Origin of the sequence: Plantactinospora sp. BC1 (assembly GCF_003030345.1) — a bacterium.
Taxonomy (GTDB): domain Bacteria; phylum Actinomycetota; class Actinomycetes; order Mycobacteriales; family Micromonosporaceae; genus Plantactinospora.
This window is the reverse complement of the sequence record NZ_CP028158.1, coordinates 5,376,491-5,388,137: the sequence shown is the minus strand read 5'-3', so window position 1 is coordinate 5,388,137 and position 11,647 is coordinate 5,376,491. Positions and strand designations below refer to the sequence as shown.

The following is an 11,647-nucleotide window of genomic DNA, read 5'->3' as shown; positions in this document are numbered from 1 at the left end:
GCCGATGGGAAGGTCGTAACAGTGCCTTTGGCAGCACAGAGCGGCGGCGGAGCCGGGAGTTTCATGCCGCTCCTCATGATTGTCCTGCTTTTCGTCGTCATGTACTTCATGATGATCCGGCCGCAGCAGAAGCGGCGTCGCGAGGCCGAGCAGATGCAGTCCTCGATCGGCCCCGGCGACGAGGTGGTCACGATCGGCGGGCTCTACGGCACCGTCACCGGTATGGACGACGAGACCGTGATGCTCGAGGTGGCGCCCGGCGTGCAGACGCGGTACGCGCGGCCGGCGATCGCCCGGGTCGTCAAGAAGGTGGAGCGGGTCGAGTCGGTACCCGAAGAGGTCGACGCGAAGGAGTGAGCCCCCTGCTCAACCTCCCTCGCGGTCCGTGGTCGCCGTGGGTGGAGGTCGGGGCGTGCGCTCCGCGCTCTCCGGGTTGAGAAACGCTCGATGACCCACCCGGCCGACGGGACGGGTTCGGCATCGAAGATAATAGATCGACGGGCCGGTGGGACCCCCACCGGTGCGGTACGTATGTCGCCGGACTCCACCGGCGTCCGACCCGCCGCCCACCACTAGCGGCCGAACCGCGCAGGGAGACAGGAAAGCCGTGGCACCACCTCAGGGACAGATGCGACCCGGGCGGCAGCTGGCCGTCCTCGGGTTGATCTTCACCGTCCTCTACCTTCTGGTGTTCTTCGCCGCCGGGGCCAAGGGAAGCTGGACGGAGCGGCTTGAGCCGAAGCTCGGCCTGGATCTCATCGGCGGCACCCGGATGACCCTGGAGGCGGCCACCGAGGCCGGCCAGGCGCCCCCCGCCAGCTCCCTCGAGGAGGCCCGGCAGATCATCCAGGCCCGGGTGGACGGCCGAGGTGTCGCCGAGGCCGAGGTGGTCACCGAGGGCAACCGCAACATCGTGATCTCGGTACCCGGGCAGAACGCCGACCTCGACGACGTCGGCACCCCGGCCGAGCTGCGGTTCCGCAAGGTGCTCAAGACCGTCGACGGTGGCGGGCCGGTCAACGCCGCGCCGTCGCCCGGTGCCTCGGCCAGCCCGGCGCCCTCCGGCAGCCCGGCCCCGTCCGGCAGCGCCAGCCCGTCCGGCAGCCCGGCTCCGGACGTGACCTCGTCGCCGGGTGCCGGCGGCGGTCAGGGCGGTGGTGCTCCGGCCCCGACGCCGACCCCGAGCGGCAGCGCCTCGCCGGCACCGAGCGCCTCGGCCAGCGCCGCCCCGGCGGCTCCGGGCGACCAGACCCTGGAGGCCCAGCGCGCGGCGGTGGAGCAGAAGGTCGGCGCCGAGGCCTGGGCCGCCGCCACCGCGCTCCAGGCGCCGGCGGACTTCAGCGCGGACCCGGCCCTCGCCGAGAAGCTCAAGCCCTTCGCCGAGCTGACCCCGCAGGAGATCCGGGTCCTGCCCGCCAACATCCAGTTCAACGTACCGACCATCACCTGCGAGAAGCTCGACCAGCGGCCGCCCGGCTCGATCAAGGAGTCGGACCAGCAGGTGGTCGCCTGCGAGAGCGGCCAGCAGAAGAACCTGCTGGACGTCGCCAAGGTGGAGGGGACCGACGTCGAGGACGCCGACGGGGTGCTCGACCAGACCACCAGCCAGTGGGTGGTCAGCCTGGACTTCACCGGCAGCGGTCAGAGCAAGTGGACCAACCTGACCCGCGAGGCGTACAACAACACCGACAGCCAGTGCGACCAGGCGGCCCTGGGCGACGAGGGCCGGTGCCGGGTGGCGGTGGTACTCGACAACCAGATCATCTCCTCCCCGGAGATCCAGGGCGTACTGACCGGTGACTCGCAGATCACCGGCAGCTTCACCAACGCCACCGCCAGCGAGCTGGCCAGCCAGCTCCGCTACGGCGCCCTGCCGCTGACCTTCCAGCCGCAGGAGGCGCAGAACATCACCGCCACGCTCGGCACCGAGCACCTGCGGGCCGGCCTGCTCGCCGCCGGCATCGGGATGCTCCTGGTGATCATCTACGCCTTCTTCTACTACCGGCTGCTCGGCTCGGTGATCTTCCTCAGCCTGGTCCTCTCCGCGATCCTGGTCTTCGGCGCGCTGGTGGTACTCGGCCGGCAGATCGGCTTCACCCTGACCCTGGCCGGAATCGCCGGCTTCATCGTCTCGTTGGGTGTCGCCGCCGACTCCTTCGTCATCTACTTCGAACGTCTGAAAGACGAGATCCGGGAGGGGCGCAGCCCGCGCAGCGCGGTGCCCCGCGCCTGGGCCCGGGCCCGCCGGACGATCATCTCGGCGAACGCGATCTCGATCATGGCCGCCGTGGTGCTCTACCTCGTCTCGGTCGGCACGGTGCAGGGCTTCGCCTTCGCGCTGGGTCTGGCCACCATCCTCGACCTGGTGGTCGTCTTCCTGTTCCGGCATCCGATCATGACGATGTTCGCGCGTACCCCGGCGTTCCTGTCGCCACGGGTCAGCGGTCTCGGTCGGGCGTTGCACACTCAGGACGACGACGAGGCGCCGACGACCGGCAAGACCCGCGTGAAGGAGGCCTGAGATGAGCAGGAGTGGGCTCGCCAGCCGCTTGTACCGCGGCGAGGCCGGTCTCGACATCGTCCCCCGCCGCAAGCTGTGGTTCGGCATCGCCGGTGGGTTGGTGCTGCTGACCATCCTCAGCTTCCTGATCCAGGGTTTCCACCTCGGCATCGAGTTCCGGGGCGGCAACGAGTTCCAGGTGCCGACCAGCGTCGGCACGATGCAGCGGGCCGAGGAGGCGCTGGACTCGGCGCTCGCCGAGGAGTCGACCCCGGAGGGGCCGGCCGAGGTGGTCTCCAGCCAGCGGGTCGGCGACGCCACCTATCTGTTCCGGACCTCGCCGCTGGAGCAGCAGCAGGCCACCGAGGTCCGCACGGCGGTCGCCGCCGATCTGGGCATCGCGGTCGACGAGATCAGCGACAACCGGGTCAGCGCGGCCTGGGGTGCCCAGATCACCCAGCGGGCACTGCTCGGTCTGGTGATCTTCGTGGTGCTGGTCACCGGCTACCTGGTGCTCCGGTTCGAGTTGCGGATGGCGATCGCCGCCGTCGCCGGCCTCCTGCTGGACCTGCTGCTCACCGCCGGCGTCTACTCGGCGGTCGGCTTCGAGGTGACCCCGTCGACCGTCGTCGGCTTCCTCACCATCCTCGGCTTCGCCCTGTACGACAGCGTGGTGGTCTTCGACAAGATCCAAGAGAACACCCGGGGCATCACCGGGGGCAGCAGCCAGACGTACGCCGAGGCGGCCAACCTGGCCCTGAACCAGACGCTGATGCGGTCGATCAACACCTCGGTGGTCGCCCTGCTGCCGGTCGGTGGTCTGCTCTTCATCGGCGCCGGGCTGCTCGGCGCCGGCACGCTGAAGGACCTCGGCCTGGTGCTCTTCGTCGGTATGGGCGCCGCGTTCTTCTCGTCGATCTTCTTCTCGACGCCGCTGCTGGTGGCGCTGAAGAACCGCGAGCCGCGGATCCGGCAGCACACCCAGCGGGTGCTGACCCGCCGGGCCGGCGGCGGCCGGGACGCCTCCGCCGTGCGTCGCCCCAACCGGCAGCCCGGCCAGGCCCGGTCGACCGCCGCCGAGGCGCCGGCCGACCAGCCGGCGGGCGAGGAGGCTCCGGCGCCGGCCACCGAGGCGACCGCGCTGGCCGGGGCCGCGCCGAAGGTCGGCTCCCGGCCGTCGGGCAAGCGGTCCGGTGGCGCCCGGGGCGGCCGCTCCGGTGGCAACCGGCCCGGTGGCAAGCGGCGCTGAGCCGGACGAACGGATCGAAAGGCGCCCGACGCGCCGCCCAGGCGGCGGGTCGGGCGCCTTTGCCCGGAGAGGACGCAGTGTGACGGAGACCCCGACCGAGGTACGCGGCGACAGCGGCCCGGTGACGGCCCAGCTGGTGGCCAGCCGGGTACTGGACGTGCCCGACTTCCCGAAGCCGGGCGTCGTGTTCAAGGACCTGATGCCGTTGTTCGCCGACGGCGCCGCGTTCCGGGAGGTGATCGACGACATCGTCGACCACCACGGCCGGGACTCGTTCGACGTGGTGGTCGGGATCGAGGCGCGCGGCTTCGTGGTGGCCGCCGCGATCGCGTACGCCACCGGGGTCGGGGTGGTGCCGGTACGCAAGGCCGGCAAGCTGCCCCGGGCCGCGTACGCCGCCTCGTACGCCCTGGAGTACGGCGAGGCCACCCTGGAGGTGCACCAGGACGCGTTCACGGCCGGACACCGGGTGCTGGTGGTCGACGACGTACTCGCCACCGGCGGGACGGCGCGGGCCACCCTGGATCTCGTGGAGCGGGCCGGTGGCACGGTGGCCGGGTTCAGCGTGCTGCTGGAACTGAGCTTCCTGAACGGCCGTGACCGGCTGGCGCCTCGTCCGGTTCATGCCCTGTTGACTGTTTAGTCCCGCTTGACCGCCACGACCGGCCCGTACGCCGGAGGACGGTCACCAGGTCGCCGGTGCGGGTACGATTGCCCTTCGTGGCCGGCCCGGGTGACATGCCCGCGACTGGCGTAGGACCGGCTCGACCGGCTACGGTCGGGTCATTCCCGGCGAAGTGTTGAGGAGGCCGGTGTCTTCCGATGTCGCCCCTCCGGCGGAGGGCATGGTGCATCCCACCAACGAAGCTGATACCCCTGCCGACGGCACGACCGGCGCCGGTGGTGGCCAGCCCCAGGTCAACGGGTCCGTCCGAGCCGGTGGGCCGGTGGAGCCGGTGGTCGCCGCCGAGCAGGCCCAGCCTGACTCCGGACGGGCGGCCACGCCGAACCGACCGCTCGGCGCGGTCCAGCCGGCCGCCGGCAGCCAGGCCGGGGCCGGTGCACCGGTCGCCGGGTCGCCGGTCGGTCCCGTCGTCGACGGCGGGGCGGTGCCGGCCGGTGTCGGCGCCACCGTGGGGGCCGGCGCGGCCGCCGAGTTCGCCGGAATGGCCGCCGGGGTCGCACCGCCGCCCGCGACGAGCTTCGCCCTGGCCAACGCGCCCACCGGGCGCCGGGTCCGGGCCCGGCTGGCCCGGTTCAACGCGCCCTGGCAGACCCCGCAGGTGAGCGAGGTGTTGGAGCCGCTGATCGCGACGCACCGCGCCGCGCACCCCAAGGCGGACGCGCGGTTGCTGCAACGCGCCTTCGACATGGCCGCCCGGTGGCACTCCGGGCAGTACCGCAAGTCCGGCGACCCCTACATCACCCACCCGCTGGCGGTAGCCACCATCCTGGCCAACCTCGGGATGGACACCACCACCCTGGTCGCCGCGCTGCTGCACGACACCATCGAGGACACCGACTACGGGCTCGACCAGATGCGCGCCGACTTCGGCGCCGAGGTCGCGCTGCTGGTCGACGGCGTCACCAAGCTGGACAAGGTCAAGCTGGGCGACGCGGCCAAGGCGGAGACGATCCGCAAGATGGTCGTGGCGATGGCCAAGGACCCCCGGGTGCTGGTCATCAAGCTGGCCGACCGGCTGCACAACATGCGTACCCTGACCTTCCTGCCGCCTGCCAAGCGGGAGCAGAAGGCCAAGGAGACGCTGGAGATCCTGGCTCCGCTGGCGCACCGGCTCGGTATGAACACCATCAAGTGGGAGCTGGAGGACCTGGCCTTCGCCAACCTCTTCCCGAAGCGCTACGAGGAGATCAACCGGCTGATCGGGGAGCACCAGCCGCAGCGTGAGGCGCTGCTGCGGCAGGTGACCCAGAAGGTGCAGGTCGACCTGAGGTCCGCCAAGATCAAGGCGGAGACCACCGGTCGACCCAAGCACCTCTACTCGATCTACCAGAAGATGATCGTCCGGGGTCGGGACTTCAACGACATCTACGACCTGGTCGGCGTGCGCATCCTGGTCGACACGGTGCGGGACTGCTACGCGGCCCTCGGTGTGATCCACGCGAACTGGCAGCCCGTGCCGGGCCGGTTCAAGGACTACATCGCGATGCCGAAGTTCAACATGTACCAGTCGCTGCACACCACGGTGATCGGGCCGAGCGGCAAGCCGGTCGAGATGCAGATCCGCACGTACGCGATGCACCGTACGGCCGAGTTCGGCATCGCCGCGCACTGGAAGTACAAGGAGAAGAAGGGCGAGACGGTCGTCGGCCCGCCGGCCCACATCGACGAGATGACGTGGCTGCGGCAGCTGCTGGACTGGCAGCGCGAGGCGGCCGACCCGAGCGAGTTCCTCGACGCGCTCCGCTTCGACCTCTCCAGCCAGGAGGTCTACGTCTTCACGCCCAAGGGCGACGTGATCCCGCTGCCGACCGCCTCGACCCCGGTCGACTTCGCCTACGCGGTGCACACCGAGGTGGGGCACAAGTGCATCGGCGCGCGGGTGAACGGCAAGCTGGTGCCGTTGGAGTCGACGCTCTCCAACGGCGACGTGATCGAGATCTTCACCTCGAAGTCCGACACCGCCGGTCCGACCCAGGACTGGCTGGGCTTCGTCAAGAGCCCCCGGGCGCGGACGAAGATCCGACAATACTTCAACAAGGAGCGCCGCGAGGAGGCGATCGAGGCCGGCAAGGACGCGATCGTCAAGGCGATGCGCAAGCAGGGCATGCCGTTGCAGCGGATGCTGACCACGGACAACCTGATGACCATTGCCCGGGACCTGCACCTGGCCGACGTCGCCTCGCTCTACGCCGCGGTCGGCGACAGCCAGGTCTCCGCCCAGTCGGTGGTGCAGAAGCTGATGGCCGGCTACGGCGGCGAGGAGGGGGCCGCCGAGGACCTCGCCGAGACCGCCGTAGCGACCCGGCCGCAGCGCCGGGGCAACAGCAACGACCCGGGCGTGGTGGTCCGGGGGGTCAGCGACGTCTGGATCAAGCTGGCCCGCTGCTGCACGCCGGTGCCGCCGGACACCGTCTTCGGGTTCGTGACCCGCTCCGGCGGGGTGAGCGTGCACCGGGACGACTGCGCGAACGCCGAGGAACTCAAGGTGCAGACCGAGCGCATCGTCGAGGTGAGCTGGCGGCTCACCTCGGCCTCGACGTTCCTGGTCGCGATCCAGGTCGAGGCGCTGGACCGGCACAAGCTGCTCGCGGACGTGACCCGGGTGCTCTCCGACGAGCGGGTCAACATCCTCTCGGCGACCGTCACCACCACCCGGGACCGGGTGGCGGTGAGCCGGTTCAGCTTCGAGATGGCCGACCCGAAGCACCTGGGGCACCTGCTGGCCGCCGTACGCAAGGTGGACGGCGTCTTCGACGCCTACCGAGTCACCTCGGGCGCCTGAGGGCCGCCCGGGGCCGGCTCCTCAATAGGGGCGGCACCCGGCACGGATGACAGAAACGGCGCCGCGCCACCCCCGACGGGGTGGCGCGGCGCCGTTGTCGACCGCGGTCGGAAGTCTCAGCCGACCGGGGAAGCCATGGTCAGCGACTTGATCAGAACTTCCTTCTTCGGGTGGCCGCCACCGGCCTGCTGCGCGAAGGCGCCGTCGTCGCCGGCCGCGCCGACCTGGGCGACCAGGTCCAGGCCGCTGGTGACGGTGCCGAGCACGGTGTACTGGGAGGGGAGCTGCGAGTCGCCGTACACGATGAAGAACTGGCTGCCGGTGCTGCCCGGCTGCCCCGAGTTCGCCATCGCGATCACCCCGGCCGGGTACGGCGGCCGCTTGTCCGTCGGCAGGTTCTCCTCGGCGAACCGGTACGCCGGGCCGCCCGTGCCGTCGGTTTCCTTCCACTTGTCACCGGTGACGCTCGGGTCGCCGCACTGGAGGACCTGGAGGCCCTGGGTGACCAGCCGGTGGCACTTGGTGTTGTCGAAGAACTTCTTCTCGGCCAGGTGCGTGAAGCTGGCGGCGGTGCAGGGCACGTCGGCGAGGTTGAGCTTGGCGGTGATCGGCCCGAGGTTGGTGTCGATCGTCATCACCTGACTGCCGGTGTTCTTCACCGAGGTCGGCGGCAGCCCGACGTCCTTGGTCGCCGCGTTGCGCTGGTCGGCCGGGATGTCGGTCCAGGCGCAGGTGGCCGTGCCCGCCTGGGTCGAGCCGTCCTTGTCGTCACCGACGCTCATCACCAGCCACACCGTGCCCGCGACCACCAGCAGCAACGCCACCCCGGCGCCGATGCTGGCCTGCACTTGCCGGCGCTTGCGGGCGGCAGCGGCGCGCTCGGCCATCTCCCGTTCCAGCTTGGCCCGCGCCGCGGCGCGCTGCCGCTCTCTGGTGGACGTCACGGTGGCTCCTCCTGGACTATGTGCAGCGCGGCCGGGTCCGCGGCTGTGCTGGTCTCTGCGGTTCTCAGGACTGTCCGGCAACCGTCGGGCTGGCCGACGGCACCGGCGGCGTCGGGGTCGCCGCCGACGGCACGGCCGTCGGGTCGGCCGACGCCGGCTCACCAACGGTGAGGCTCTGGATCACCACGTCGGTCTTCGGCTTGATTTTGACGCCAGAACCATTGTCCACGGTTTCCATGGCGCCGATCTTTTTGATCACGTCGAGTCCGCTGGTCACCCGGCCGACGATCGGATAGCTGGGCTGGGTCGGGCTGAAGTCCTTGAAGAAGATCAGGAACTGGCTGCCGTTGGCGCCGGGCGCGTTTCCGATCATGGCGACGGTGCCGACCGGGTAGAGCGGTGCGGCCGGAGTGGTCGCCGCCGGGCTGGCGGACGGGCTCGCCGCCGGGCTGGCGCTGGCCGACGGGTCGGCGGACGGGCTCGCCGCCGGGGCCTCCGGGGTGTTCTCGCTCAGGAAGGTGTAGGTCGGGCCGCCCTGGCCGGTGCCGCTCGGGTCGCCGCAGCGCAGCGCCCCCTCGCTGGTCAGCTCGTGGCACTTGGTGTTGTCGAAGAACGACTTGCCGGCCAGGTGGGTGAAGCTGGCCGCCGCGCAGGGCGCGGTGGCCAGGTCCAGCTCGACGGTGACCGGGGCGCCCTGGTTCGTGGTGATCGTCATCGGCCGGGTGCCGGTGGTGGGGAGGTCCCGGGTGGGCGGGGTGCCGACGTCCTTGAGGTTCGTGTTCGCCTGGGCGTCCTGGCTGCTCCAGGCGCAGGTCTCGGCGGCGGCGGTGTCGTCGGCCGGCTCGCGGTCGAAACCGCCGAGCGCCCAGAACGAGCCCAGCACGATCAGCAGCAGCGCGAGGGCGGAGCCGATCCCGGCGCGGATCTGTCGCTTGCGCCGGGCAGTGGCCGCCCGCCGGGCCATCTGCCGGTCGAGCTTCGCCCGCGCGAGTTTGCGCTGCCGGTCCCTGCTGGAAGCCACCCGAGCTCCCCTTTCCATGTGCCCTGGTCGTCGTCTTGCCTCTGGTTGCCGCGCCGACGGTCGTCCTGGCCAACGGCACGATCCGCCGCCCCGGCGTCAAGTGCGCCACGCCACACGCCCGCCAGAGTGTACGGGTAACCGCTGGGAAAGTGTTGTACGAGGTCACTCCGAAACCATCGGAGATTATCACTGTGTCCCCTGATGCCTCCCGGGGCAGGTGTATATGGGCGGTCGGTCCCGATGGCCGCCCGATATGGTGGGGTCGAATCGCTACCGAGACCCAGGGGCCGTACCGCCCCTGAGACCGTCGGATGGGAGGAGCGGACGTGCTCGTCGCCGGCTTCCCCGCGGACGCGTTCGGCACCAACTGCTACGTGGTGGCCACCGCGCCCGGGGAACAGTGTGTCGTCGTCGACCCCGGCATCGGGGTGCTGGACCGGCTCGACGACCTGCTGGCCGAGCATCGGCTGCGGCCGGCCGCCGTGCTGCTGACCCACGGCCATCTCGACCACACCTTCTCGGTCGCGCCGGTCTGCGGCGCCCGGGGCATTCCGGCGTACGTGCATCCGGGCGACCGCGAGCTGCTCGCCGACCCGGCCAAGGGGCTCTCGGCGGACCTGACCCGGCTCTTCGGCGGGCGGCTGCCGTACACCGAGCCGGAGGACGTGGCCGAGCTGACCGACGGGGCGACCCTGGCGCTGGCCGGGTTGGAGATCACCGTCGACCACGCCCCGGGCCATACCGGCGGGTCGGTGCTGTTCCGGCTGCCGGGCACGGGCTCGGCGGTCCGGTCCGACCTGCCCCTTCCACCGGGTGTGGACTGGGCGGCGGAGCAGATCTGCCTGGCGGGCGACGTGCTCTTCGCCGGGTCGATCGGCCGCACCGACCTGCCGGGCGGCAGCTCGTCGACGATGGTACGCAGCCTGCGGGAGAAGATCCTCCCGCTCGCCGACGACACCGTCGTGCTGCCCGGCCACGGCCCCGCGACCAGCATCGGCCGCGAGCGGGCCAGCAACCCGTACCTGATCGAGGTCGCCGGCCCGGACGGGCCGCGGGTCGCGTCCACCCGAGGCTGGTAATCCCCGCTCGCGCGGCTGCGCGAGATCCGACAGGAGCGTCATGAGCAAGCCAACACCCATCTCCGGCTTCCCCGAGTGGGCGCCGCCGCAGCGGATGATCGAGCAGTACGTGCTCGACCGGATCCGCCGCACCTTCGAGCTGTACGGCTTCGCGCCGCTGGAGACCCGCGCCGTCGAGCCGCTGGAGCAGCTCCTGCGCAAGGGCGAGACCTCCAAGGAGGTCTACCTGATCAGTCGCCTCCAGGAGGAGGGGCCGGCCAGCACCGGCGAGGGCACCCTGGGGCTGCACTTCGACCTGACGGTGCCGTTCGCCCGGTACGTGCTGGAGAACGCCGGCAAGCTCCAGTTCCCGTTCCGGCGCTACCAGATCCAGAAGGTCTGGCGGGGCGAACGCCCGCAGGAGGGGCGCTACCGCGAGTTCCTCCAGGCCGACATCGACATCGTGGACCGGGACACCCTGCCGCCGCACCACGAGGCCGAGATCCCGCTGGTGCTCGGCGACGCGCTCGGCGGCCTGCCGATCCGTGGCACCGACGGACGGCTGCCGATCACCGTCCAGGTCAACAACCGCAAGATCCTCGAAGGCTTCTACCGGGGGCTCGGGCTGGCCGATCCGCTGGCGGCGCTGCGTGCGGTGGACCGGCTGGACCGGGTCGGGCCGGACCGGGTGGCGGCGCTGCTGGCCGAGACCGCCGGGGCGACCGAGGCGCAGGCCAAGGCGTGCCTGGCGCTGACCGAGATCGCCAGCCCGGATCCGTCCTTCGCCGACGCGGTGCGCGGGCTCGGGGTGACCGATCCGCTGCTGGACGAGGGGCTGACCGAACTGGTCGCGGTGATGGAGAACGCGGTGGCGCACGCCCCCGGGCTCTGCGTCGCCGACCTGCGCATCGCCCGGGGCCTGGACTACTACACGGGTACGGTCTACGAGACCCAGCTGCGCGGGTACGAGCGGTTCGGCTCGGTCAGCTCCGGCGGCCGGTACGACAACCTGGCCAGCGACGGCAACGCCCGGTTCCCGGGGGTGGGCATCTCGATCGGGGTCACCCGGCTGCTCGGGCTGCTCTTCGGCGCGGAGGCGCTGACGATCTCCCGCAGCGTGCCGACCTGTGTGCTGGTGGCGCTGGCCGCCGAGGAGCGCCGGCCGGAGAGCAACCGGATCGCCGAGGCGCTGCGCCGCCGGGGCATCCCGACCGAGGTGTCGCCGTCGGCGGCGAAGTTCGGCAAGCAGATCCGGTACGCGGAGCGGCGCGGCATCCCGTACGTCTGGTTCCCCGGGGCGGACGGGATCGGCGACGAGGTGAAGGACATCCGCTCCGGCGAGCAGGTGGCGGCGGCGCCGGATGCCTGGTCGCCACCGGCCGCGGACCTCTGGCCGACGGTGGGCTGA

Annotated in this window: 9 protein-coding genes; 7 read left to right on the top strand and 2 right to left on the bottom strand. The window is 71.3% G+C overall.

Annotated features, from left to right (window positions below):
* The first annotated feature begins 63 nt into the window (after positions 1 to 63).
* The 5 genes from yajC to C6361_RS23480 all read left to right on the top strand — a co-directional run bounded on the left by yajC (position 64) and on the right by C6361_RS23480 (position 7,216).
* Positions 64 to 357: a preprotein translocase subunit YajC gene (yajC, locus tag C6361_RS23500; RefSeq protein WP_304598502.1), complete on the top strand. Its 294-nt coding sequence runs from the start codon at positions 64 to 66 to the stop codon at positions 355 to 357.
* 250 nt (positions 358 to 607) lie between these two features.
* Positions 608 to 2,521: a protein translocase subunit SecD gene (secD, locus tag C6361_RS23495; protein WP_199853062.1), complete on the top strand. Its 1,914-nt coding sequence runs from the start codon at positions 608 to 610 to the stop codon at positions 2,519 to 2,521.
* A gap of 1 nt (position 2,522) precedes the next feature.
* Entirely contained in the window at positions 2,523 to 3,749 is a 1,227-nt protein-coding gene (gene secF / locus C6361_RS23490; RefSeq protein WP_107269028.1) for a protein translocase subunit SecF, read from the top strand.
* 79 nt (positions 3,750 to 3,828) lie between these two features.
* Entirely contained in the window at positions 3,829 to 4,392 is a 564-nt protein-coding gene (locus tag C6361_RS23485) for an adenine phosphoribosyltransferase (protein ID WP_107269027.1), read from the top strand.
* Between the two features lie 169 nt (positions 4,393 to 4,561).
* Complete coding sequence (locus tag C6361_RS23480; RefSeq protein ID WP_107269026.1) at positions 4,562 to 7,216, top strand: bifunctional (p)ppGpp synthetase/guanosine-3',5'-bis(diphosphate) 3'-pyrophosphohydrolase; 2,655 nt, start codon at positions 4,562 to 4,564, stop codon at positions 7,214 to 7,216.
* A 116-nt stretch (positions 7,217 to 7,332) separates the two neighbouring features.
* On the opposite strand, the gene C6361_RS23475 is transcribed toward C6361_RS23480, so the two are convergent.
* On the bottom strand, positions 7,333 to 8,160 hold the full coding sequence (locus tag C6361_RS23475; protein WP_234358965.1) for a peptidylprolyl isomerase: 828 nt from the start codon (positions 8,158 to 8,160) through the stop codon (positions 7,333 to 7,335).
* A 64-nt stretch (positions 8,161 to 8,224) separates the two neighbouring features.
* The gene (locus tag C6361_RS23470) at positions 8,225 to 9,181 is read right to left on the bottom strand and encodes a peptidylprolyl isomerase (RefSeq protein WP_107269025.1); all 957 of its coding nucleotides are present in this window, start codon (positions 9,179 to 9,181) and stop codon (positions 8,225 to 8,227) included.
* A gap of 326 nt (positions 9,182 to 9,507) precedes the next feature.
* On the opposite strand from C6361_RS23470, the gene C6361_RS23465 reads away from it, so the two are divergent.
* A complete protein-coding gene (locus C6361_RS23465; protein WP_107262857.1) occupies positions 9,508 to 10,260 on the top strand; it encodes an MBL fold metallo-hydrolase in 753 nt (250 codons plus the stop codon).
* A 40-nt stretch (positions 10,261 to 10,300) separates the two neighbouring features.
* Entirely contained in the window at positions 10,301 to 11,647 is a 1,347-nt protein-coding gene (gene hisS, locus C6361_RS23460; protein WP_107269024.1) for a histidine--tRNA ligase, read from the top strand.

Excerpts from the sequence above, each read along its gene's own strand:
- yajC (WP_304598502.1), top strand. The coding sequence starts at position 64 with ATGCCGCTCCTCATGATTGTCCTGCTTTTCGTCGTCATGTACTTCATG.
- secF (WP_107269028.1), top strand. The coding sequence starts at position 2,523 with ATGAGCAGGAGTGGGCTCGCCAGCCGCTTGTACCGCGGCGAGGCCGGT.
- hisS (WP_107269024.1), top strand. The coding sequence starts at position 10,301 with ATGAGCAAGCCAACACCCATCTCCGGCTTCCCCGAGTGGGCGCCGCCG.